This window comes from Actinomadura viridis, from assembly GCF_015751755.1.
Classification (GTDB): domain Bacteria; phylum Actinomycetota; class Actinomycetes; order Streptosporangiales; family Streptosporangiaceae; genus Spirillospora; species Spirillospora viridis.
Window position 1 is genome coordinate 4,603,389 of the sequence record NZ_JADOUA010000001.1, and the last position, 22,559, is coordinate 4,625,947.

Sequence of the window (22,559 nt, forward strand, 5' to 3'; positions counted from 1 at the left end):
CCATGCCGTTGCTGCGCATCCGTACCGAGATCGACGACCGGCCCGGCCGGCTGGCCGTGCTGACCGCCGCCCTGGCCCGCCGCGGCGCCAACATCCTCGGACTCTCCGTCCAGGTCGGCGCCGAGGGCGTGGTGGACGAGTTCATCGTCGACATGCCCGCCTCCGGCGCCGACCCGGACGGGGTGAGGGAGGCCCTGGCCGCGGCGGGCGGTGCCCGCACCGCCGTGGTCGGCGCGCGCCCGCACGAACTGGTGGACGAGCCCACCCGCGCCCTGGTGCTGGTGGCGCGGCTGCGCCAGGATCCGCAGGCGCTGCCCGCCGCGCTGGCCGAGCTGCTGCGCGCCGGTGACGCGGTGTGGCAGGCCGCGGGGACGGCCGTGGCGCACCCCCTGCCGGGCGCCGCCGGGGAAGGGGAGCACGTGCTGCTCGTTCCGGTCGGGCCGCGCCGCGCGATCCGGCTCGCCCGCGCCGGGCTGCCGTTCACCGCGACCGAGGCGGCCCGGGCGGACGCCCTGGTCCGGGCGGTGCTGCCGCCCGCGGGCGGGCGGCCGGCCTCGCGGCGGGTCCCGCTGCGCGACGGGACGCAGGTGGTCGTGCGGCCCATCGAGCCCGCGGACGCCGGCGCCGTACGGGCCATGCACGAACGCTGCTCCCCGGACACCCGCAGGATGCGCTACTTCGGCCCCAAGCCCTTCCCGCCGCAGCGGGACATCGACCTGTCCTGCGAGCCGGCGCACGGCCTGACCCTCGTCGCCGAGGGGCCGGACGGCTCCCTGCTGGCCCTCGCGCACCTGGTGCACGTCCTCGACCCGGGGGTGGCCGAGCTGGCGTTCCTCGTAGAGGACGCCTGGCAGGGACGCGGGCTGGGAAGGGCGCTGGCAGGTCTGCTGGTAGTGCTCGCCCGCGACCGCGGCCTGGTGGAGCTGCGCGCCACCACGCTGAGCGAGAACGTGCGGATGCGCCGGCTGCTCACCTCCCTGGGCGGGCGTACCCGCCGGACGGGGGACCCCGGGGTCGTGGAGGTCAGGCTGCGCCTGGACGGCCGCGGCGCGGACGGGGCCCGCACCGCGGCGCCCCGCGTGACCGCGCCGGGGTGACAGGATGGCCGGGTGACCGGCATCTACGACGACCCCTGGGCCTACGAGCTGGCCTGCTCGTTCCGCGACGTGTCCGCCGAGGTGGACGTGCTGCTCGGCTGGTGCGCCCGGCACCGCCCCTCCCCCGGCCCGGTCGGCACGGTCCTGGAGCTGGCCGCCGGACCGGCCGAGCACGCCCGCGAGTTCGCCCGGCGGGGCGTGGCCGCCACCGCGCTCGACATCAACCCGGCGATGTGCGCGTACGCGGCCGAGCAGGCCAAGCTCGCCGACGTCCCGCTGGACGTCGTCCAGGGCGACATGACCGGATTCGAGCTGGACCGGCGCTTCGACCTGGTCGTCACGATGCTCGACTCGACCTCGCACCTGATGACCCTGGACGCCTTCGTCGCCCATCTGGACCGCGCCGCCGCGCACCTGGCCCCCGGCGGCCTCTACGTCCTGGAGATGTCGCACCCCCGGGACCGGCTCGGGGACGAGCCGAGCACCAGCACCGGCTGGACGGTGGCACGCGGCGGCGTGCGCGCCACCGTCCGCTGGGGCGAGCCGGAGGACCGGCTCGATCCCGTCACCCAGATCGCCGACGACCATGTCACGATGACCATCGATCTGGGCGGCGGGTCGGCGCGGGTGATCCGTGACGTGGTGCCCTACCGGTTCTGGTCCGCCACCGAGCTGGACGCCGCGCTGCGCCTGTCCGGGGCGCTGGAGCCGGCCGCCCGGTACGGCGACTTCGGCGAGGTGCCCCTCACCGGCCCGGACGCCTGGCGCATGATCACCGTGCTGCGCCCCGCGACCGGCTGACCCGGACGGCGCCCGCCCCGTGACCGGCCGGCCGGCGCGAGCCCGGCCGCCGACCGGTCAGGGCGCGGGGGCCCAGCCGGGCATCGGGTAGGACGCGAGCAGCTCGCGGATCTCGCCCGCCACCCGGTCCAGCTCCTTGTCGTCCTCGCGCGCGGTGGCCAGCACCACCTCGTCGATCCAGGCGGCGACCCGCGGCATCTGCTCGGGAACGAGCCCGCGGGTGGTGATCGCGGCGGTGCCCAGCCGCAGCCCCGAGGGGTCGAACGGCTTGCGCGGGTCGAAGGGGACCGCGTTGTAGTTGAGCTCGATCCCGGCCCGGTCGAGCGCCTGCGCCGCGGGCTTGCCCGCCACGCCCTTGTTGGTCAGGTCGACCAGGATGAGGTGGTTGTCGGTGCCGCCGGAGATCAGGTCGTAGCCGCGTTCCAGCAGCGCCTCGGCCAGGGCGCGCGCGTTGGCCACGATCCGATGGGCGTAGGCGGAGAAGCCGGGCCCGGCCGCCTCGTCCAGCGCGACCGCGATGGCCGCGGTGGTGTGGTTGTGCGGCCCGCCCTGCAGCCCCGGGAAGACCGCCTTGTCGATGGCGGCGGCGTGCTCGGCGAGCGACATGATCATCGCTCCGCGCGGGCCCCGCAGGGTCTTGTGGGTGGTGGTGGAGATGACGTCGGCGTGCCCGGCCGGGGACGGGTGGGCACCCCCGGCGATCAGCCCGGCGATGTGCGCGATGTCGGCCGCCAGGACCGCCCCGGTCTCCTGGGCGATCTCAGCGAAGCCGGCGAAGTCGATGGTGCGCGGGATCGCGGTGCCGCCGCACCAGATCAGCTTCGGCCGTTCCTTGAGGGCGAGGTCGCGGACCTGGTCCATGTCGACCCGGCCGGTGTCGGCGCGCACGCCGTACCGGACCGGGGTGAACCACTTGCCGGTCGCCGACACCGGCCACCCGTGGGTCAGGTGGCCGCCCATCGGCAGCGACAGGCCCATGACGGTGTCGCCGGGCTCCAGGAACGCCATGTAGACGGCGAGGTTGGCGGGCGACCCCGAGTAGGGCTGGACGTTGGCGTGCTCGACCCCGAACAGCGCCTTGGCCCGGTCGATGGCCATCAGCTCGATCGGATCGATGTTCTGCTGGCCCTCGTAGTAGCGGCGGCCCGCGTAGCCCTCCGAGTACTTGTTGGTCAGGACCGAACCGGTGGCCTCCAGCACGGCGGGCGAGACGTAGTTCTCCGAGGCGATGAGCCGGATCTTCTCGAACTGCCGCCGTGCCTCCGCCTCGATCAGGGCGGCGAGTTCGGGATCCTGGGCGCTCAGATGGGACAGGGACGGCTGATGCATGACGACCTCCGCGCCGATCATGCCGGGAGACCTCGGGCGCGGACCCCCGGCTGAGGGGCCCGTACACCCAGGCGCGCGGTGTGCGGACTAGCTTCGCTCCCCGGTGGTCGAATCCACCTTGACTGCGCCAGTCGCTCCTGACCAGCATACCGGCCCGCCCTCCGCACGGGCCGGCGAACGCGGCCGCCGCACGACGCCGAGGCGGCCCGCGGCCGGGGCCGGGACGGCCACCACGGCCAGCCCGCCGAGCAGCAGGACCGCCCCGGCCGCCGCCGCGGGCGAGAGCCGTTCGCCGAGGACGGCGAGCGCGAGCACGGCCGCGACGAGGGGCTCGGCCAGGCTCAGCGTGCCCGCGGTGGCGGCGGTGACGCGGCGCAGCCCGGAGACGAAGAACATGTAGGCGGCGGCGGTGGTGACCGGTCCCAGCCAGGCGACCAGGGCGAGCGACCGCGTCCCGGCCAGGTCCGGCAGCCCGGCCGCCGCCCAGGGCAGCAGCAGCGTCCCGCCGGCCAGCAGGGAGATCGCGACGGCCGCGGCCATGCTCAGGCCGGGCGGGACGGGCGGGACGGGCGGCCTCCCGGCGGCGCCGGCCTGCGGCTCCGCTCCGGAGCCGGTGGCCACCAGCCGCTTGGCCGCGACGGTGTAGACCCCGAAGCAGCACCCCGCGACCAGGCCCAGGCCCACGCCGGACGGATCCGCCGTGCCCCCGTGGCCGGGCGCCATCAGCAGCGCGCATCCCGCGACCGCGCAGACCGTCCCGGCGAGCCACCGGCGGCCCGGCCGGGCGCGCAGGACGAGACCCTCGCACAGGCCCGTGAACACCGGCGCCAGGCCGAAGACCACGGCGGTGGCCACGGCGGCGCCCGTCCGGTCGACCGCGGTCAGGAACGCGGCCTGGAACGTCCCGGTCGCCGCGGACGCCGCCAGCAAGGGCCGCCAGGTCGCCCGGGAGAGGACGCGGAACGCGCGCGGCGCGACCGCCAGGACGAACAGCGCCAGCAGCACGCCGCCCGACAGGATCCGGGCGGCCCCCAGCGTGATCGGCGGCGCCGGCGAGGCCGCCAGCACCTGCGCGGGGCCCACGGTCCCCCACAGGACCCCGGCCGCCAGGATCAGCAGCGCGCCCGGGTACTCGTTTCGTTGGTCCATGCGGGCGACACTAGGAGGAAACGCGGCTTTGCCTTCTAGATCCCGAAGTTCGTTCGGAATGGTGCCGGGCGGCCACTGGATGTTCGATTGAAGGGCGCTTCAGGGAGGGTCAGGCGTACCGGGTTCGGCGGCCACGCCGTTCGGGCACCGGAAGTTCGGCCTGCTCCACCGCCTGCACGTAGTCGAACACGACCGTGGTGCGCACGTCCACGAACTCCTTGCGCCGGGCCAGCCGATCCAGCACGAAGTCGTGCAGGTACTGCGTGCTGGGCACGGCCACGTGCACCAGGACGTCCTCCGCCCCGGTGACCACGAACACGCCGAGCGTCTCGGGCAGCGCCGCCATGTGGTCGCGGACCGACTCGATGGCCTCCCTGGACTGCGGCCGGATCCGGATCGAGATCAGCGCCTGCACGCCCCGTCCCAGCGCCTCCAGGTCCACCGCCGCGTGGAACCCGGTGATCACGCCGCGGGCGCGCAGCGCGCGGGTCCGCTCCAGGGCGGTCGAGGGAGCGACGCCCACCTCCTCGGCCAGTTCCCGGTTGGTCTGGCGGCCGTCGTGCTGCAGACGGCGCAGGATCGCCTGGTCGACCGCGTCCATGGAAGTCATCCCCGAATTTTATGCGGCGGATCGACCGGCGGGCCGGAGCGCCGGGGCGGGTGCGCGACGGGCCCGCGGCCGGTGTTCGCTGACAGTTCCCTGAACATCCAACAAGATCGAACAAGTCAGCCTGTATGCACAGAGTCCGGTCTAATAAGGTCGGCAGAACATGAAAACCGGACATCCCGCCCCGCATGCCCCGGATCCTCCCGCCGGCGCCCCCGGTCCGGGCGAGCCCGTTCCGGCCGGGGCGGCGCGGCTCGGTTGGCTGGACGCCCTGCGCGGGCTGGCCGCCGTCGTGGTGGCCCTCCACCACGGCTGCTACCACTACCTCCCGCAGTTCCGGCACCTGATCCTGCAGTGGGTGGATCCCGGCAAGGTCGGCGTCCTGGTGTTCTTCCTGGTCAGCGGGTACATCATCCCGGCGTCGCTGGAGCGCACGGGCTCGGTCCGCCGGTTCTGGATCGGCCGGCTGTTCCGGATCTACCCGCTGCTGCTGGTGGTGCTGGCCGCCACGCTGCTGCTGGCCGCCGCCGGCCTGACCCCGCTGCGGGAGGGCCTGCGGGCCGCCGATCCCCTGGCGGCCGTCATGGCGCATCTCACGATGATGCAGGACCTCCTGGCGGTGACCAGCGCGCTCAACGTGCTCTGGACGCTCTCCTACGAGATGGCCTTCTACCTCCTGGTGGTGGCGCTCTTCCTCTCCGGCCGGCTGAACCGGCACTCCGCCACCCTCACCACCGCGCTCGCGGTGGCGGCGCTGGCGGTGGGGGCGTTCCTGCCGAGGGCGTGGCTGTCGGACCGGCTCGGCATCACACCGGTCGCGGTGGCCGCCGCGGTCGCCATGGCGGTGGCGATCTTCCTGGCGTGCTCCGGCCGGCCGGGTCCCCGGCGCGCCGGGGCGCTGCTGGGCGGGGCGCTCGCGGCGGCGCTGGTGCTGTTCAACGGCCGAACCGAGGTGTGGGAAGGGCTGGTGCTCATGGCGGTGATGTTCGCCGGCACCGCGATCTACCGGGCCGAACGCGGCCAGATCCGGGTACGGGCCGCCGCCGTCGCCGTGGTCGCGGTCATGGGGGCGGCCGTCGCCGGCGGGCTCTGGCACATCACCGTCTGGGCCCCCGGCCAGTCGGAGGAACTCCTCAAGCGGTCCTGGGTGCTCGGCCTGGCGGCGACGGCTCTGGCCTTCGCGGTCGGCATGGCGCTGCGGCACCGCCGCGTGCCGCGCGGCCTGGCCCGGCTGGGCCTGATCAGCTACTCGGTCTACCTGGTGCATCCGGTGCTGCTGATGGTCTCCGACCTGACCGTGGGGCGGCCCCGGACCGACGCGCCGCTGCTGTTCGTCCCGTACCTGGTGACGCTGCTCCTGGTGAGCCTCATCACCCACCGGCTCGTCGAGGAACCACTACGGCGGTACGGGCGCGGGCTGGCCCTCCGCGCCGACCCCGTACCGGTCGCCCCGGGCGGCCCCGCCGGGGAACGGAACGGCCGGGCAGTGGACGGCAGGGCCGGGGACGGCAGGGCCCGGGACGGCCAGGAAGCGGACGGCGGGGCAGGGGACGGCGGCGGCCGGGAACGCGTCGAGCCCGGCTCCCCTGAGGGAGACCGGGCCGTTCAGGTCACGCGATGACAGCCGCCGGGTCTCAGACCCGGCCGGCGGACTCCATGGCCGCCTTGACCGCGGCGCGCTTCTGCCGGAGCTTGGCCAGCGCCTCTTCGAGGATGGCCTCGCCGTCCTCGTCGCTGCGACGCTCCTTCACGTACGCCAGGTGCGTCTTGTAGGGCTCGGTCTTCGGCGGCGCCGGGGGGTTGTCGGAGTCCTGGCCCGCCGGGAACCCGCAGCGGGGGCAGTCCCAGGTGTCGGGAACGGCGACGTCGGTCGCGAAGCTGGGCCGGGTCTCGTGCCGGTTGGCACAGTAGAAGGTCACCCAGACCCGGGGGGCCGCGTCGCCGCGCTCGGCCTCTCCCATCGGACCCGCCCCGACACGGCTGCCCCGAATCGCGTTGCCACTACCCACGGATTACTCCTTGCTCGTTTGCGCCCACGCCGCACTGACCTCGCGGCGAGGGCCTTCGCCTGTCTGTACGGCCGCTCAGCCGACGCCCTTGCTCTTGAACAGCAGCCCGAGCACGATGATCGAGGCGAACCAGACGATGCCGGTGGCGACCGTCAGCCGGTCCAGGTTGCGCTCGACGACCGACGAGCCGCCCAGGGACGAGGTGACGCCGCCGCCGAACATGTCCGACAGGCCCCCGCCCTTGCCCTTGTGCGCGAGGACGAGGACCACCATCAGCACGCTGGTGATAATGAGCACGGCGGACGTTGCGATGATCACTGTTGTGTGCCTCTTCCGGCCGACCCCGCCGCGGCGGGGCGCTTGGTGTTCAGCATGGTGTGCAGCTTGTGTGTTCAGCTTGGTCTTGCTCGGGTGTTGCTCTGGGGTGCTCGGTGACCCGTCAGTACGGAAGAGTACGACGAACTTCCCTCTGGTTCGGCAAGAACCCGCAGACCGCAGCCGAATTGATCAGATCTGATCAGAACCGGTTCGCCCGGATCGCTCAGATTGCACGGAACGAGCGGAACGAACGCGACCGGCCGGGCCGTGCGGGCACGGCCCGATCAGGCCGGCAGATCCCGGTACCGGCAGATCTTGATGAACTCGCCCGGGTCCAGGCTCGCACCGCCGACCAGGGCACCGTCCACGTCGGACTGCGCCATGATCCCGGCGATGTTCGCACCCTTCACCGATCCCCCGTACAGGATACGCACCGCGTCGGCCACCTCGGCGTCGTGGAGCTCGGCGAGCCTGCCCCGGATCGCGGCGCAGACCTCCTGCGCGTCCTGCGGCGTGGCGACCTCGCCGGTGCCGATCGCCCAGACCGGCTCGTAGGCGATTACCAGGGTGCGGACCTGGTCGGCGGGGATCTTCTCCAGCGCGCCGTCCACCTGCGCCAGCGTGTGGGCGACGTGCCGGCCGGCCTTGCGGACCTCCAGCCCCTCGCCCACGCACACGATCGGGGTGATCTCGTGAGAGAGGGCGGCCCTGGCCTTGGCGTTGACCAGGGCGTCGTCCTCGTGGTGGTACTGGCGGCGCTCGGAGTGCCCGACGGTGGCGTAGGAGCAGCCCAGCTTGGCCAGCATCGCGCCGGAGATCTCGCCGGTGTAGGCGCCCGACGCGTGCGCCGAGACGTCCTGGGAGCCGTAGGCGATCGACAGCTTGTCGGCGTCCACCAGCGTCTGCACCGACCGCAGGTCGGTGAACGGCGGCAGCACGGCCACGTCGACGGCGTCGAAGTCGGCCTCCTTGAGGCCGAACGCGAGCTGCTGCACCAGCTTGATGGCCTCGAGGTGGTTGATGTTCATCTTCCAGTTCCCGGCCATGAGCGGCTTGCGGCCGGTGGGCTTGGAACCGGTGTTCTTGGGGGCCATGCGTCAGTCCTCCAGAGCCTTCAGGCCGGGGAGCGCCTTGCCTTCGAGGTATTCGAGGCTGGCGCCGCCGCCGGTGGAGATGTGGGAGAAGCCGGACTCGGCGAAGCCGAGCCGCCGTACCGCCGCCGCCGAGTCGCCGCCGCCGACGACGGTGAACGCGCCGGAGTCGATCAGGCCCTGGGCGACCGCGCGGGTGCCGTGGGAGTAGGGCTCCATCTCGAACACGCCCATCGGGCCGTTCCAGAAGACCGTGGCGGCGTCGGCCAGCCGCGCGGCGAACAGCTTGCCGGACTCGGGGCCGATGTCCAGGCCGAGCCGGTCGGCGGGGATCGCGTCGGCCGCGACCACACCGTGGTCGGCGTCGGCGGCGAAGGCGGTGGCGGCCACGATGTCGACCGGGAGCACGAACTCCACGCCGGTGTCGGCGGCGCGGCGCAGGTACTCGCGGACGGTGCCGAGCTGGTCCTCCTCCAGCAGGCTCTTCCCGACCTCGTGCCCCTGGGCCTTGAGGAAGGTGAAGACCATGCCGCCGCCGATGAGGATGCGGTCGGCCTTGCCGAGGAGGTTGTCGATGACGCCGAGCTTGTCGGAGACCTTGGAGCCGCCGAGCACGACGGCGTAGGGCCGCGCGACGTCCTCGGTGAGCTTCCTGAGGACGTCGACCTCGGTCGCGATCAGCCCGCCGGCGGCGTGCGGCAGCCGCAGCGGGACGTCGTAGACGCTGGCGTGCTTGCGGTGCACCGCGCCGAACCCGTCGCCGACGTACAGCTCGGCCAGGCCGGCGAGCCGGTCGGCGAACGCGCCGCGCTCGGCGTCGTCCTTGCTGGTCTCCCCGGGCTCGAAGCGCAGGTTCTCCAGGAGCGCGACCTCACCGTCGGCCAGGCCGCCGGTGACGGCGCGGGCGGAGTCGCCGACGACGTCGGCCGCGAACGCCACCTCGGCGCCCAGCAGCTCGCCGAGCCGGGCGGCCACCGGCGCCAGTGAGAACTCCGGCTTGACCTCGCCCTTGGGCCGGCCCAGGTGGGCGCACACGATCACCCGGGCGCCGCGCTCGCGCAGCGCCCGGATCGTCGGGACGCTCGCCCGGATCCGCCCGTCGTCGGCGATGGTCCGGCCGCCGCCGGGGGCGTCCTCCAGGGGGACGTTCAGGTCGGCCCGGACCAGTACCCGCTTCCCGGCCACGTCGAGATCGTCGATGGTGCGCATCGGAGTGCGATGTCCTTCCGGAGACGAGCCCGCCGTGCGCCCGGAGCCGTCGGACGGCCCGGGCGCACGGCGGGAACGCGGATCAGAGCTGGGAGCCGACCTTGACGACCAGGTCGACGAGGCGGTTGGAGTAGCCCCACTCGTTGTCGTACCAGCCGACGACCTTCACCTGGTCGCCGATCACCTTGGTCAGGCCGGCGTCCAGGATGCAGGAGGCCGGGTCGGTGACGATGTCGGAGGACACGATCGGGTCCTCGGTGTAGGTCAGGATGCCGCGCAGCGGGCCCTCGGCGGCGGCCTTGAGCGCCGCGTTGACCTCTTCGGCGGTGGTCTCGCGGCCCACCGTGGCGGTCAGGTCGGTGGCCGAGCCGGTCGGCACCGGCACCCGCAGCGCGTAGCCGTCGAGCTTGCCCTTCAGCTCGGGCAGCACCAGGCCGATGGCCTTGGCGGCGCCGGTGGAGGTCGGCACGATGTTGAGCGCGGCGGCCCGGGAGCGGCGCAGGTCCTTGTGCGGCGCGTCCTGGAGGTTCTGGTCCTGGGTGTAGGCGTGGATGGTGGTCATCAGGCCCTTCTCGATGCCGAACGTGTCGTTCAGCACCTTGGCCATCGGACCGAGGCAGTTGGTGGTGCAGGAGGCGTTGGAGATCACCGTGTGCTTCGCCGGGTCGTACTGGTCGTCGTTGACGCCCATGACGATGGTGACGTCCTCGTTCTTCGCCGGCGCGGAGATGATGACCTTCTTGGCGCCGTTGTCGGCGTGCACCTTGGCCTTGGTGGCGTCGGTGAAGAAGCCGGTGGACTCCACCACCACGTCGGCGCCGACCTCCGACCACTTGAGGTTGGCCGGGTCGCGCTCCTCGAACGCCTTGATCGCCTTGCCGCCGACGACGATCTCGTCCGAGGTGGCCTTCACCTCCTGGCCGAGCCGGCCCAGGATGCTGTCGTACTTGAGCAGGTGGGCGAGGGTCGCGTTGTCGGTCAGATCGTTGACCGCCACGATCTCGATGTCGGCCCCGCTCGCCTGCACGGCGCGGAAGAAGTTACGGCCGATCCGGCCGAACCCGTTGATGCCTACTCGGATGGTCACGGAACGGCTCTCCTCGTACGTCGTCGCTCGCCCGGTTCACACCGGGCCGTCCCTGCTTGCCTGTTACGGGATGAAGGGGGCTCCGCGCCGGTGCAGGCGCTCTCCCCAACTCCGACCCTATCGAATACCCGGCCGTCCCCCCGACACCGCCCGCAGGTGAAAACGGGGGTGGCCGCGCCTCCCCCGTACGGGTGATCCGCCGGTGCCGGCCAGGACCGACCGGGACCTGTCAGGACCCACCGGTACCCATCAGGACAGGCAGGGAGCGACCGGGAGGGAGGGCACGGTCAGGACGGGCGGGGCACGGTCACCTCGGGAAGCACCGGCTCGGGCTCCCGCCAGGCGCCCGACAGAAGCACCGACAGCGTCAGCAGGGCCCAGCTCTGACCGGGGCGGCGCGGGGGGACCTCGGCCAGGCGCTCCCTGACCGCCGTCTCGTTCAGGAGGTCGAACAGTTCGGGCGGCGCGGCCATGATCTGCTCGCGCAGCAGCCCGGCCATCCCACGGTCGTACGACCGGCGCCAGTTGAAGCCCGGCGCGCGGTGCGCCCGCGGCGTCGCCCGCCGCCGCCAGCCGGCCCAATCGGCGATCCCGGCCGGGCGCCGCCGCTCGTACCGCCACCGGCCGCCCTGCAGGGGGACGTCGCGCAGGCCCGGCGCGAACATCCGGGTGAGCATGGCCACGGGCTCCTCGCTCATCCGCCACCCGACCGGCAGCGCCACCGCGAGATGCGCCAGCAGCGCCCGGGACGCGGCGAACCGCAGCCCGGCCGCCTCGGCGTGGTAGACGGGGCAGGCCCGGGTGATCGAGGTGACCGCGGTGAACCCGCGGGGACCGGCGCGGAAGGCCGAGAAGCAGCCGCCGAGCCCGTCGGCGGTCTCGCCCGGGTCGCCGGCGTCCAGGAGCGCGCCGGGGTCGTCCGGGCCGCCGAGGTAGCCGCAGTACCCGAGGACGCGGTCGCCGGACGTCGTCAGCGGGTCGGGGAACGGCGCGGCGGCGGGCTCGTTCGACCAGGCCAGCAGCGCGACGGCACGGTCCGGCGAGATCCACTCGGCGGTCCGCCAGCTCTCGCGCGGCGCCGGCACCGCGTCGGTGATCGCCGCACGGGCGGCGTCCAGCACGTGCGGGGGGACCGTCTCGCCGGGGTCGCTCACGGCGATGGCCAGGTAGGCGCGCATGCCCGCCGATCGAAGCGGCCCCGGGCGACGGGACGGCGAACTCCAGATGACATGCCGGCGGACGATGGTGGATCACGGCAGGGCGCGGCCCCCGGCCCGGACGGGGGCGTCCCGGACGGAGCCGTGCGGGATCTGGGCCTGTCTCGAAGTGGCTCAGCCACCGCGCGAGCGCGCTGGCTGCCCGGTGGGGCGACACCGGAGGCGAGCCTCACCGGGCAGATCGCGAAGCGATGCCGCGCTCGCCCAGGCCCGGTCAGGCGCGAGCCGCCAGGCGAGCGCCTGACCGGGCCTTTGAAACAGAGCCGGGGGGGCGATCAGAGGGCGGGTCAGGGGGCGAGCATGTCGGCGGTGAGGTTGGCCTCGGTGCCGGGGATGCCCTGGTCCTGGGCCCGCTTGTCGGCCATGGCCAGCAGCCGGCGGATGCGGCCCGCGATGGCGTCCTTGGTCAGCGGCGGATCGGCCAGCTGGCCCAGCTCCTCCAGCGACGCCTGCTTGTGCTCCAGGCGCAGCCGCCCGGCGTTCACCAGATGCTCGGGGGCGTCCTCGCCGAGGATCTCCAGGGCGCGCGCCACCCGGGCGCCCGCCGCGACCGCGGCACGGGCCGAACGGCGCAGGTTGGCGTCGTCGAAGTTGGCCAGCCGGTTGGCGGTGGCCCGGACCTCGCGGCGCATCCTGCGCTCCTCCCAGGCCAGCACGCTGTCGTGCGCGCCGAGCCGGGTGAGCATCGCGCTGATGGCGTCGCCGTCGCGGACCACGACCCGGTCGACGCCGCGGACCTCGCGGGCCTTGGCGTGGATCTTCAGCCGGCGGGCGGCGCCGACCAGCGCCAGCGCCGCCTCCGGGCCGGGGCAGGTCACCTCCAGCGACATCGACCGGCCGGGCTCGGTCAGCGAGCCGTGCGCCAGGAAGGCCCCCCGCCAGGCCGACTCGGCGTCGCAGGCCGCCCCCGCGACCACGTGCCGGGGCAGCCCCCGCACCGGGCGGCCGTTGTTGTCGATGAGCCCGGTCTGCCGGGCCAGCGACTCGCCCTCCCGGAAGACCCGGACGACGTAGCGGTTGCCCTTCCGCAACCCGCTGGGCGCGAGCACCACCACGTCGGAGGTGTGCCCGAAGACCTCGGCGATGTCCTTGCGCAGGCGCCGCGCGGCCGACCCGGTGTCGATCTCGGCCTCGATCACGATCCGCCCGCTGACCAGATGCAGACCGCCGGCGAAGCGCAGCAGCGTCGAGACCTCTGCCTTGCGGCAGCACGGTTTCAGCACCGACAGCCTGCTCAGCTCGTCCTTGACCACACCGGTCATCGCCATAGATGAACCCTCCCCCTAGGAACTCCCCAGCAGTGTGGCCGATGTCGGCCGCGCCGGAGGTCAGTCACGGAAAATCTTCACGAAGGCTTGGGCCAGCCGGGCGGGATCGTGACGCGGGGAGCCGTCGTCGGCGGCGACGTCGGCCAGGACCAGCCGTCCGCCGAGGTCCTGGACGGCCTTGTCCAGCGCGACCGGGTCGTCCACCACCCCCCGGTCGGCGAGGACGACGTCGACGCGCAGATCGGGGGCGTGCGCCTGCAGCACTTCCAGATGCGTCTGCGGCGAGAAGTCGTCGGTCTCCCCCGGCTGCTGGGCCAGGTTGAGCGCGACGGCGCGCCGCGCCTTGGTGGCGACGAGCGCACGGGCCAGCTCGGGGACCTTCAGATGGGGCAGCACGCTGGTGAACCAGGACCCGGGGCCGAACACCACCCAGTCGGCCTCGTCCACCGCCGCCAGCGCCTCGGGGGAGGCGGGCGGATCGGTGGGGACCAGCGAGATGCCCAGCACCGTCCCGGGCGTCTTGGCGCAGGCCACCTGCCCCTTGACCCGGGTCACCTCGTCGGGACGGGAAGGGTCGGCGCCGCGCACCTCGGCGACGATGTCCATCGGCACCGAGGCCATCGGCAGCACCCGGCCCTGCGCGCCCAGCAGCCGCCCCACCCAGTCGAGACCCGCCACGGTCGAGCCGTGCGCGTCCGCGCCCAGCAGCTCCCAGAGGGCGACGATCAGCAGGTTGCCCACCGCGTGGTCGTGCAGCTCGCCCTGGCTGCGGAAGCGGTGCTGGACGACGTCGCGCCAGGTCTGCCCCCACTCGTCGTCACCGCACAGCGCGGCCAGCGCCATCCGCAGGTCGCCGGGGGGCAGCACGCCCAGCTCGCGGCGCAGCCGGCCGCTGGACCCGCCGTCGTCGGCGACGGTGACCACGGCGGTCAGCCGGTCGGTGACCCGGCGCAGCGCCGACAGCGAGGCGTACAGGCCGTGCCCGCCGCCCAGCGCGACGACCGCGGGCCCGGGCCGTTCCCCCGGCCCGGACCGGCTCACCACGCCGCCCACGGTGCCGCCCCGGGTACCGGCCCGGACGCCGGCCGAGATCCCACCCCAGGGTCCACCGCGTCGCTCTTCTCCTCGTCCGGGCCCGGCCCGGGTCGGTCGTTCACGTCGTCATTCACGGCCGAGATCGCGGTGCGAGGCCCGGACCTCGATGCCCTCGTCCCTCAGCCGGGCGGCGATCTGCTCCGCCATGGCCACACTACGGTGTTTGCCGCCCGTGCATCCGACGGCCAGCGTCACGTAGTGCTTACCCTCGCGCTCATAGCCGTCGGCCAGCAGCCGCAGGACCTCGGTGTAGGCGTCCAGGAACTCCTTGGCGCCGCGCTGCCCGAGCACGTAGTCGCGGACGGCGGCGTCCCTGCCGGTCTTGGGGCGCAGCTCGGGCACCCAGTGGGGGTTGGGCAGGAACCGGCAGTCGACGACCAGGTCGGCGTCCGCCGGCAGGCCGTACTTGTAGCCGAAGGAGACCACGGTCGCCCGCAGGCTGGACTCGCCGGTGTCGTTGCCGAAGAAGCCGACGATCTTGGCGCGCAGCTCGTGCACGTTCAGGCCGCTGGTGTCGATCACCAGATCGGCCTCGGCGCGCACCTCGCGGACCAGCTCGCGCTCGCGCGCGATGCCGTCGACCAGCCGGCCGTCGCCCTGCAGCGGGTGCGGGCGGCGGACGCTCTCGAAGCGGCGCACCAGGTCGGCGTCACCGGCCTCCAGGAAGACCACCCGCGGGTGGACGCCGCGCGCCTCCAGCTCGCCGATGGAGGTGTGCAGGTCGTCGGTGAAGGCGCGGCTGCGCACGTCGACGACGACGGCGATCCGGGGGACCGCGTCCTTCACCCGCCCGCCCAGGTCGGCCATGGTGGCCAGCAGCCCGGGCGGCAGGTTGTCGACGACGAACCAGTCCAGGTCCTCCAGCGCCTTGGCGGCCGTGCTGCGGCCCGCCCCCGACATGCCCGTGACGATGACGATGTCCGGGATCTGCGTTTCCGTGGTCAACTCGGTCTCCCCCTGTGATCGCGGCCGGCCCCGGCTCCGCCGCCTTCCTCCCCCACCGGCGCCGCGGGCGCGGGCGCCCCCGGCGCCGCGCCCCCGTGCAGGGCCGCGGCGATGCGCTCCGCCCCGCGCGGCCCGATGCCGGGGACTTCGGCGATCTGCTCGGGCGTCGCCTCTTTCAACCGCTTCAGTGATCCGAAGTGTTTCAGCAGGGCCGAGCGGCGCGCCGGCCCCAGCCCGGGAACGTCGTCGAGCTCGCTGACCGTCATGGCCTTGGACCGCCGCTGCCGGTGGAAGGTGATGGCGAAGCGGTGGGCCTCGTCGCGCACCCGCTGGACGAGGAACATGCCCTCGCTGTTCCGCGGCAGGATGACCGGGTCGGGGTCGCCGGGCAGCCAGATCTCCTCCAGCCGCTTGGCGATGCCGCACACCGCGATGTCGTCGATGCCGAGCTCGTCCAGGGCCCGCTGGGCCGCCGCGACCTGCGGCGGGCCGCCGTCGACGATCACCAGGTTGGGCGGGTAGGCGAACTTGCGGGGCTTCCCGGTCTCCGGATCGATCGGCTGGTGGGCCGCCGCCTCCGCGGCGGCGTCCCCGGCGCCCGCCTCCGGGGCCTCGCCCGGGTCGTCGCCGAGGGAGTCCAGCTCGCCGTACTTCTCGCTCTCGGCCAGGTAGCGGCGGAACCGGCGGGTGACGACCTCGTGGATGGAGCGGACGTCGTCCTGGCCCTCCACCGCCTTGATCGAGAAGCGGCGGTACTCGCTCTTGCGGGCCAGCCCGTCCTCGAACACCACCATGGAGGCCACCACGTTGGAGCCCTGCAGGTTGGAGACGTCGTAGCACTCGACGCGCAGCGGCGCCTCCGGCAGCTCCAGCGCCTCCTGGATCTCCCGCAGCGCCCGGCTGCGGGTGGTCAGGTCGCTGGCGCGGCGCGTCTTGTGCTGCTTGAGGGCCTCGGTCGCGTTGCGGGCCACGGTGTCCAGCAGCGCCTTGCGGTCGCCGCGCTGCGGCACCCGCAGCCGGACGGGGCCGCCGCGCTGCTCGCCGAGCAGCTCGGTCATCGCGTCGACGTCGGGCGGCAGGGCCGGCAGCAGCACCTCGCGCGGCACCGACTCGCTCTCGCCGTAGACCTGGATCAGGAAGTGCTCGACCAGGTCGGCGGTGGTGACCGCGTCGACCTTGTCGACCACCCACCCGCGCCGGCCGCGGATCCGGCCGCCGCGCACGTAGAAGACCTGGACGGCCGCCTCCAGCTCGTCCTCCGCGAACGCGATCATGTCGCAGTCGACGCTGTCGGCCAGCACCACCGTCTGCTTCTCCAGCGCCCGCTCCAGGGCCCGGATGTCGTCGCGCAGCCGTGCCGCGCGCTCGTACTCCTGGGCGGAGGCGGCCTCGCGCATGTCGCGTTCGAGGCGCTTGATGAACCGGCCGGTCTCACCCGCCATGAACGCGCAGAAGTCCTCGGCCAGCAGCCGGTGCTCCTCCGCCGTCACCCGCCGCACGCACGGCGCCGAGCACTTGCCGATGTAGCCCAGCAGGCAGGGCCGGTCGAGCTGGCGCTGCCGCTTGAACACCCCCGGCCGGCAGGTGCGGACCGGGAACACCCGGAGCAGCTGGTCGACCGTCTCCCGGATCGCCCACGCGTGGGAGTACGGCCCGAAGTAGCGCACTCCCTTGCGCTTGGCGCCGCGCATCACCATCACCCTCGGATACTCCTCGTCGAGGGTGACCGCCAGGTAGGGGTAGGACTTGTCGTCGCGGTAGCGGACGTTGAACCGGGGGTCGAACTCCTTGATCCAGGAGTACTCCAGCTGGAGCGCCTCGACCTCGGTGCCCACCACCGTCCAGTCGACCCTGGCCGCCGTCCGCAGCATGGTCTGCGTCCGCGGGTGCAGCCCGGCGAAGTCGGTGAAGTAGGAGTTGAGCCGGGAGCGCAGGTTCTTGGCCTTGCCCACGTAAACGACCCGCCCGTGCTCGTCACGGAAGCGGTACACGCCCGGCGAGTCCGGTATGGACCCCGGGGCGGGTCGGTAGGTCGCGGGGTCTGCCACGTCCGAAAGCCTAGTAGGCCGCACCGACAACGCGGACGCCCCGCACCCGCCCCAGCGGAGTGACGCAGATCTCGTTCGCGTCCCCGATGATCGGAAAGAGTCGCCCAAAGGACCGCAAAGGTCCGCCAAGGAATCGGCGATCGCGGGGAGGTCGAGCGGGGAGTGTCCGCGTTCTGGGGCTGGGTCGTGCTGGCCGCGACGGTGGCCACGGCCGTCATCGCGGTGGAGGGTGCCCGCCGGCTGCTGGCCGGGCGGCGGCTGTCGGCGCGCTGGCCGGGCGCCGGGGAGGCGGCCCGGCGCTGCGCCGCGCCGGGGTTCACCTTCGCCGTCGTGATCAGCACCGGCACCGCGATGCCGTACCGGCTCCTGGACGACCCGGCCGAGGGCGCGGTCCGCCACCTGCTGAAGATCGCGGCCATCGGCGCCACCACCTGGCTGGTGCTGCGGATCTCCTACGCCCTCACCGACCCGGCACTACGGCGGCTGATGCGCATCGAGGGCGAGCGGAACCGGCGTGCGCGCAAGGCCCGGACCCAGATGCTGCTGCTGCGCCGGATCAGCGCCGCCGTGGTCGTGGTCGTCGCGGTGGGGGCGGCGCTGTTCACCTTCCCGGCGGTACGGACGCTGGGCGCGGGCGTCATGGCCTCGGCCGGCGTCGCCGGGCTGGTGGTGGGGATCGCGGCCCGGCCCGCGCTGGGCAACCTCTTCGCCGGGCTCCAGATCGCCTTCAGCGACGCGCTGCGCCTCGACGACGTGGTGGTGGTCCAGGGGCAGTGGGGACGGGTCGAGGAACTGACGCTGTCGTACGTGGTCGTCTGCCTCTGGGACGACCGGCGCCTGATCCTCCCGGTCTCGTACTTCACCGAGCAGCCGTTCGAGAACTGGACCCGGCACACCAGCCGCGTGATCGGCTCGGTGACGCTGCACGTGGACTGGTCGGTGCCGGTCGAGGAACTGCGCGGCGAGCTGTACACGATGCTCCGCGACCACCCCCTGTGGGACCGGCGGGAGTGGATCCTGCAGGTGACCGACGTGCTCCCGAACGGGCTGGTCCAGCTGCGCGCCCTGATGAGCGCCGCCGACTCCGCCAGCGCCTGGGACCTGCGCTGCGACGCCCGCGAGCACCTGGTCGCCTACGTCCGCGAGAACCATCCCGCCGCCCTCCCCCGGTTCCGTGCCGAGCTGACCGAGAACGCGGGGACCGCCGGAAGCGCCGGTGGCACCGGGGGGCCCGAGGGCGCCGAGGGCGCCGGGCCGGCCTCCGTGCCGACCTCGCACCGGTGACGGCCCGCGCAAGGGGCACGCGGAACGGCACGCACAGGAGTGCGGCGGGGCGCGCCGGACCGGATGGACCCGCGCGCCCCGTGCCGTCCCGTCGCCTGCCGGCGCCTGGTGCCGGTGCCGGTGCCTGGTGCCGGTGCCGGTGCCGGGGCCGGTGCCGGGTCAGGCCAGCGTGATCTGGTCGCCCTGGACGTTGATCTGCTTCTCCTCCAGCGGCTTGGTCGCCGGGGGGCTGGCCACCGAGCCGTCCTCGATCTTGAACTTGCTGCCGTGGCAGGGGCACTCGATGACGCCGCCGGACACCTTCTTCACCGGGCACCCCTTGTGCGTGCAGGCGGTGCTGTACGCCTTGAACTGCCCCTGGGCCGGCTGGACCACGACGACCTTCTCCGCCTCGAAGATCTTGCCCCCGCCGACCGGGATCTCGCTGGTCCGGGCCAGGGCGTTCCCGCCCCCGGCACCGCCCTCGCCGCCCCCGCCGCCGGAGCCCTCCCCGCCCGCGGCGCCGCCGGCGTCGTCACCGCCGCCGCAGGCCGCCGCGAGCCCGGCGGCACCGGCGAGCCCGGCCCCGATCAGGAGCCCGCGCCGGGTCCTGCCTGCCTCACCGGCGCCGGCCGCCGGTCCCGCGGTGGGCGGTTCGGCCCCGGCCGCCGGTGCCGGGCTGTCCGTCCGCGGTGCGGGCGCCTGTGCCATGGATCTCCTCCGTGTGTCGCGTCCGTGCTCCGCGCGGGTACCGCGCGTGCCTCCCTTGTCACTGGGGAGAACGTACCGGCGCATTTGAAGGTTCAATCCGCGCCGGATGTCGTCGCGGATTCCCTGGAGGATATCCCCTGACCTGCGACGTCAGGGCGGGATCGGATCAGGAGAGGATCTTGGCGAGGAACTGGCCGGTGTGGCTGGCCTCCACCTTCGCCACCTCCTCGGGGGTGCCGGTGGCCACCACCGTGCCGCCGCGGGAGCCGCCCTCGGGACCCATGTCGATGATCCAGTCGGCCGTCTTGATGACGTCCAGGTTGTGCTCGATGACGATCACCGTGTTGCCCTTGTCGACCAGCCCGTTGAGGACGCCGAGCAGCTTGCGGATGTCCTCGAAGTGCAGCCCGGTGGTGGGCTCGTCCAGGACGTAGATCGTGCGCCCGGTGGAACGGCGCTGCAGCTCCGAGGCCAGCTTGACGCGCTGGGCCTCGCCGCCCGACAGGGTGGGGGCCGGCTGGCCGAGCCGGACGTAGCCCAGGCCGACGTCGTTGAGGGTCTTCAGGTGCCGGTGGATGGCCTTGATCGGCTCGAAGAAGGCCGTGGCCTCCTCGATCGGCATGTCCAGCACCTCCGAGATGGTCTTGCCCTTGTAGTGGACCTCCAGCGTCTCCCGGTTGTAGCGGGCGCCGTGGCAGACCTCGCAGGGGACGTAGACGTCCGGCAGGAAGTTCATCTCGATCTTGATGGTGCCGTCGCCCGAGCAGTTCTCGCAGCGCCCGCCCTTGACGTTGAAGGAGAACCGGCCCGGCTGGTAGCCGCGCACCTTGGCCTCGGTGGTCTGCGCGAACAGCTTGCGGATGTGGTCGAACACCCCGGTGTAGGTGGCCGGGTTGGACCGGGGCGTGCGGCCGATGGGCGACTGGTCGACGTGCACGACCTTGTCGAGCTCGTCGACCCCGTTGACCCGGCGGTGCTTGCCCGGCACCGTGCGGGCGCCGTGCAGCTGCTTGGCCAGCGCGTTGTAGAGGATGTCGTTGACCAGGGTGGACTTGCCGGACCCGGAGACGCCGGTGACCGCGGTGAAGACGCCCAGCGGGAACGCCACGTCCACGCCCTGCAGGTTGTTCTGGCGGGCGCCCTTGACGGTGACCTCGTGGCCCCGCCGGCGGGGGCGGCGGATCTCCGGGACCGCGATCTCGCGGCGGCCCGACAGGTAGGCGCCGGTCAGCGAGTGCTCCGAGGTCATCAGGTCCTCGACGGTGCCGGAGACCACGATCCGGCCGCCGTGCTCGCCCGCGCGGGGCCCGATGTCGACCACCCAGTCGGCGGCCTGGATGGTGTCCTCGTCGTGCTCGACCACGATCAGGGTGTTGCCCATGTCGCGCAGCCGCAGCAGGGTGTCCAGCAGCCGGTGGTTGTCGCGCTGGTGCAGCCCGATGGACGGCTCGTCCAGCACGTAGAGCACGCCCACCAGGCCGGAGCCGATCTGGGTGGCCAGCCGGATCCGCTGCGCCTCGCCGCCGGCCAGGGTGGCCGAGGCGCGGTCGAGGGTGAGGTAGTCCAGCCCGACGTCCAGCAGGAAGCCCAGCCGGGCGTTGATCTCCTTCAGCACCCGCTCGGCGATGTGCCGCTCGCGCTCGTTCAGCTCCATGGCCAGCAGGAACTTGGCGCACTCGCCGATCGGCATGGCCGCGACCTCGGCGATCGACCGGCCGCCCATGGTGACCGCCAGCACGACCGGCTTGAGCCGGGCGCCCTTGCAGGTCGGGCACGGGATCTCCCGCATGTAGCCCTCGAACTTCTCCCGGGTGGAGTCGCTCTCGGACTCGGCGTGCCGCCGCTGGATGTAGGGCACCACGCCCTCGAAGGCGGTGTAGTAGGAGCGGGTGCGGCCGTAGCGGTTCTTGTAGCGGACGTGGACCTGGGTCTCGTGCCCTTGGAGGATCGCCTTGCGGGACTTGGCCGGCAGCTTCTCCCACGGGGTGTTGAGGTCGAAGCCCATGGCGTCGCCGAGCGCCGACAGCAGCCGCAGGAAGTAGTCGCTCACGTGGCCGCCGGACCAGGGCTGCACGGCCCCCTCGCCCAGGGTCAGCGTCGGGTCGGGGACGACCAGCTCGGGGTCGACCTCCATGCGGGTGCCCAGGCCCGTGCAGTCGGGGCAGGCGCCGTAGGGCGAGTTGAACGAGAACGAGCGCGGCTCCAGCTCCTCGAACGACAGGTCGTCGTAGGGGCAGTAGAGGTGCTCGGAGTACATCCGGGTGCGGTGCTCGTGGTCCTCGGGGAGGTCGACGAAGTCCAGCACGATGGTGCCGCCGGCCAGGCCGAGGGCGGTCTCCACGGAGTCGGCCAGGCGCTGCCGGGCCGTGTCCTTGACGGCGAGGCGGTCGACCACCACGGAGATGTCGTGCTTCTCCTGCTTCTTGAGCCGGGGCGGGTCGTCCAGCCGGATCATCTGGCCGTCGACCAGCGCCCGGGAGTAGCCCTTGGACTGCAGCTCGCGGAACAGCTCCAGGTATTCGCCCTTACGGCCGCGGATCACCGGGGCCAGGACCTGGAACCGGGTGCCCTGCTCCAGCTCCAGCACCCGGTCGACGATCTGCTGCGGGGCCTGCCGGCTGATCGGGCGCCCGCACTCGGGGCAGTGCGGGTGGCCGATCCGGGCGTACAGCAGCCGCAGGTAGTCGTAGACCTCGGTGATGGTGCCGACCGTGGAGCGCGGGTTCTTGCTGGTGGACTTCTGGTCGATGGACACCGCCGGGGACAGGCCCTCGATGAAGTCCACGTCGGGCTTGTCCATCTGCCCGAGGAACTGCCGGGCGTAGGCCGACAGCGACTCCACGTACCGGCGCTGGCCCTCGGCGAAGATCGTGTCGAACGCCAGACTCGACTTGCCCGACCCGGACAACCCGGTGAACACGATCATGGCGTCCCGCGGCAGGTCGAGCGAGACGTCCTTCAGGTTGTGCTCGCGTGCTCCACGCACGATGAGTCGGTCATGCACGGCGTTGTTCCGGTTCCTCTTCTGGCGCGGCGACGGTCGTTGCTGTTCACTCGGGCCCTCGCGGCCCGCGTGAAGGCGCGGTGGGCACAGTGACAGGCTAACCACGAAGCGGGATGGTCTCCCCCGAGTCCATAACAGCGGCGCCCGCCGCCGCATTTCGTCATCTTTCCCGCGGGCCCCCGTAGGAGCGGCCACCACACTGGAACCGTACACGTGTTCGAAGATCTATCGCCACCGGAACGCAGCGAGCGGGCTCCCGCCCCAACGATCCCGGCGGGCCCGGCGGGCCCGGCCGGCCCGGCCGGCCCGGC

The 22,559-nt window shown here is 73.1% G+C and carries 19 protein-coding genes, 2 pseudogenes and 1 riboswitch; of the genes and pseudogenes, 5 read left to right on the forward strand and 16 right to left on the reverse strand.

The window, feature by feature from the left end; translation table 11 throughout:
• Positions 1–2 precede the first annotated feature (2 nt).
• Together IW256_RS21325 and IW256_RS21330 are read left to right on the forward strand one after the other, a co-directional pair.
• Positions 3–1,097, forward strand: coding sequence for a GNAT family N-acetyltransferase (locus tag IW256_RS21325; RefSeq protein ID WP_197012668.1), 1,095 nt, complete (start codon positions 3–5; stop codon positions 1,095–1,097).
• 12 nt (positions 1,098–1,109) lie between these two features.
• A complete protein-coding gene (locus tag IW256_RS21330; RefSeq protein WP_197012669.1) occupies positions 1,110–1,898 on the forward strand; it encodes a class I SAM-dependent methyltransferase in 789 nt (262 codons plus the stop codon).
• 57 nt (positions 1,899–1,955) lie between these two features.
• Here IW256_RS21330 and IW256_RS21335 read toward each other — a convergent pair whose 3' ends face one another.
• On the reverse strand, positions 1,956–3,248 hold the full coding sequence (locus IW256_RS21335; protein ID WP_231403868.1) for a serine hydroxymethyltransferase: 1,293 nt from the start codon (positions 3,246–3,248) through the stop codon (positions 1,956–1,958).
• A gap of 37 nt (positions 3,249–3,285) precedes the next feature.
• A riboswitch (ZMP/ZTP riboswitch) is annotated at positions 3,286–3,372 on the reverse strand.
• A gap of 143 nt (positions 3,373–3,515) precedes the next feature.
• Positions 3,516–3,749, reverse strand: a pseudogene (locus tag IW256_RS43235) (EamA family transporter); the annotation flags it as partial.
• On the opposite strand from IW256_RS43235, the gene IW256_RS43240 reads away from it, so the two are divergent.
• Complete coding sequence (locus IW256_RS43240; protein ID WP_425549723.1) at positions 3,640–3,873, forward strand: hypothetical protein; 234 nt, start codon at positions 3,640–3,642, stop codon at positions 3,871–3,873. The pseudogene IW256_RS43235 and the gene IW256_RS43240 overlap by 110 nt on opposite strands.
• An 86-nt stretch (positions 3,874–3,959) precedes the next feature.
• Here IW256_RS43240 and IW256_RS43245 read toward each other — a convergent pair.
• Both IW256_RS43245 and IW256_RS21345 read right to left on the reverse strand, forming a co-directional pair.
• Positions 3,960–4,376, reverse strand: a pseudogene (locus tag IW256_RS43245) (EamA family transporter); the annotation flags it as partial.
• 109 nt (positions 4,377–4,485) lie between these two features.
• A complete protein-coding gene (locus tag IW256_RS21345; protein WP_231403869.1) occupies positions 4,486–4,986 on the reverse strand; it encodes an Lrp/AsnC family transcriptional regulator in 501 nt (166 codons plus the stop codon).
• A gap of 160 nt (positions 4,987–5,146) precedes the next feature.
• Here IW256_RS21345 and IW256_RS21350 point away from each other — a divergent pair, with 160 nt between their 5' ends.
• On the forward strand, positions 5,147–6,604 hold the full coding sequence (locus IW256_RS21350) for an acyltransferase family protein (RefSeq protein WP_231403870.1): 1,458 nt from the start codon (positions 5,147–5,149) through the stop codon (positions 6,602–6,604).
• A 13-nt stretch (positions 6,605–6,617) separates the two neighbouring features.
• Here the strand turns inward: IW256_RS21350 and IW256_RS21355 are convergent, their stop codons facing one another.
• The 10 genes from IW256_RS21355 to uvrC all read right to left on the reverse strand — a co-directional run bounded on the left by IW256_RS21355 (position 6,618) and on the right by uvrC (position 17,300).
• On the reverse strand, positions 6,618–6,992 hold the full coding sequence (locus tag IW256_RS21355) for an RNA polymerase-binding protein RbpA (RefSeq protein WP_197012671.1): 375 nt from the start codon (positions 6,990–6,992) through the stop codon (positions 6,618–6,620).
• A gap of 75 nt (positions 6,993–7,067) precedes the next feature.
• Positions 7,068–7,310 carry a preprotein translocase subunit SecG gene (gene secG, locus IW256_RS21360; protein ID WP_197012672.1) on the reverse strand — a complete coding sequence of 81 codons (243 nt, stop codon included), beginning with the start codon at positions 7,308–7,310 and terminating at the stop codon, positions 7,068–7,070.
• A gap of 284 nt (positions 7,311–7,594) precedes the next feature.
• Positions 7,595–8,404: a triose-phosphate isomerase gene (gene tpiA, locus IW256_RS41325; protein ID WP_231403872.1), complete on the reverse strand. Its 810-nt coding sequence runs from the start codon at positions 8,402–8,404 to the stop codon at positions 7,595–7,597.
• 3 nt (positions 8,405–8,407) lie between these two features.
• The gene (locus tag IW256_RS41330) at positions 8,408–9,610 is read right to left on the reverse strand and encodes a phosphoglycerate kinase (RefSeq protein WP_231403873.1); all 1,203 of its coding nucleotides are present in this window, start codon (positions 9,608–9,610) and stop codon (positions 8,408–8,410) included.
• Positions 9,611–9,692: 82 nt separating this feature from the next.
• Positions 9,693–10,697, reverse strand: coding sequence for a type I glyceraldehyde-3-phosphate dehydrogenase (gene gap, locus IW256_RS21370; protein ID WP_197012673.1), 1,005 nt, complete (start codon positions 10,695–10,697; stop codon positions 9,693–9,695).
• Between the two features lie 287 nt (positions 10,698–10,984).
• Positions 10,985–11,875 carry a hypothetical protein gene (locus tag IW256_RS21375; protein ID WP_197012674.1) on the reverse strand — a complete coding sequence of 297 codons (891 nt, stop codon included), beginning with the start codon at positions 11,873–11,875 and terminating at the stop codon, positions 10,985–10,987.
• A 326-nt stretch (positions 11,876–12,201) separates the two neighbouring features.
• A complete protein-coding gene (gene whiA / locus IW256_RS21380; protein WP_197012675.1) occupies positions 12,202–13,182 on the reverse strand; it encodes a DNA-binding protein WhiA in 981 nt (326 codons plus the stop codon).
• A 60-nt stretch (positions 13,183–13,242) separates the two neighbouring features.
• The gene (locus tag IW256_RS21385) at positions 13,243–14,226 is read right to left on the reverse strand and encodes a gluconeogenesis factor YvcK family protein (RefSeq protein ID WP_197012676.1); all 984 of its coding nucleotides are present in this window, start codon (positions 14,224–14,226) and stop codon (positions 13,243–13,245) included.
• A 117-nt stretch (positions 14,227–14,343) separates the two neighbouring features.
• Entirely contained in the window at positions 14,344–15,222 is an 879-nt protein-coding gene (gene rapZ, locus IW256_RS21390) for an RNase adapter RapZ (RefSeq protein WP_197012677.1), read from the reverse strand.
• The gene (uvrC, locus tag IW256_RS21395; protein WP_231403874.1) at positions 15,219–17,300 is read right to left on the reverse strand and encodes an excinuclease ABC subunit UvrC; all 2,082 of its coding nucleotides are present in this window, start codon (positions 17,298–17,300) and stop codon (positions 15,219–15,221) included. Before uvrC ends, rapZ begins: the two co-directional genes overlap by 4 nt.
• A gap of 132 nt (positions 17,301–17,432) precedes the next feature.
• Between uvrC and IW256_RS21400 the strand changes: the two genes are divergently transcribed.
• Positions 17,433–18,554, forward strand: coding sequence for a mechanosensitive ion channel family protein (locus tag IW256_RS21400; RefSeq protein WP_307828988.1), 1,122 nt, complete (start codon positions 17,433–17,435; stop codon positions 18,552–18,554).
• Between the two features lie 159 nt (positions 18,555–18,713).
• Here the strand turns inward: IW256_RS21400 and IW256_RS21405 are convergent, their stop codons facing one another.
• Positions 18,714–19,244 carry a Rieske (2Fe-2S) protein gene (locus IW256_RS21405; RefSeq protein ID WP_197012679.1) on the reverse strand — a complete coding sequence of 177 codons (531 nt, stop codon included), beginning with the start codon at positions 19,242–19,244 and terminating at the stop codon, positions 18,714–18,716.
• A 166-nt stretch (positions 19,245–19,410) separates the two neighbouring features.
• Positions 19,411–22,248: an excinuclease ABC subunit UvrA gene (gene uvrA, locus IW256_RS21410; protein ID WP_197012680.1), complete on the reverse strand. Its 2,838-nt coding sequence runs from the start codon at positions 22,246–22,248 to the stop codon at positions 19,411–19,413.
• Between the last annotated feature and the right edge of the window lie 311 nt (positions 22,249–22,559).

Excerpts from the sequence above, each read along its gene's own strand:
- IW256_RS21325 (WP_197012668.1), top strand. The coding sequence starts at position 3 with ATGCCGTTGCTGCGCATCCGTACCGAGATCGACGACCGGCCCGGCCGG.
- IW256_RS21335 (WP_231403868.1), bottom strand. The coding sequence starts at position 3,248 with ATGATCGGCGCGGAGGTCGTCATGCATCAGCCGTCCCTGTCCCATCTG.
- IW256_RS21345 (WP_231403869.1), bottom strand. The coding sequence starts at position 4,986 with ATGACTTCCATGGACGCGGTCGACCAGGCGATCCTGCGCCGTCTGCAG.
- IW256_RS21350 (WP_231403870.1), top strand. The coding sequence starts at position 5,147 with ATGAAAACCGGACATCCCGCCCCGCATGCCCCGGATCCTCCCGCCGGC.
- tpiA (WP_231403872.1), bottom strand. The coding sequence starts at position 8,404 with ATGGCCCCCAAGAACACCGGTTCCAAGCCCACCGGCCGCAAGCCGCTC.
- IW256_RS41330 (WP_231403873.1), bottom strand. The coding sequence starts at position 9,610 with ATGCGCACCATCGACGATCTCGACGTGGCCGGGAAGCGGGTACTGGTC.
- IW256_RS21375 (WP_197012674.1), bottom strand. The coding sequence starts at position 11,875 with ATGCGCGCCTACCTGGCCATCGCCGTGAGCGACCCCGGCGAGACGGTC.
- whiA (WP_197012675.1), bottom strand. The coding sequence starts at position 13,182 with ATGGCGATGACCGGTGTGGTCAAGGACGAGCTGAGCAGGCTGTCGGTG.
- IW256_RS21405 (WP_197012679.1), bottom strand. The coding sequence starts at position 19,244 with ATGGCACAGGCGCCCGCACCGCGGACGGACAGCCCGGCACCGGCGGCC.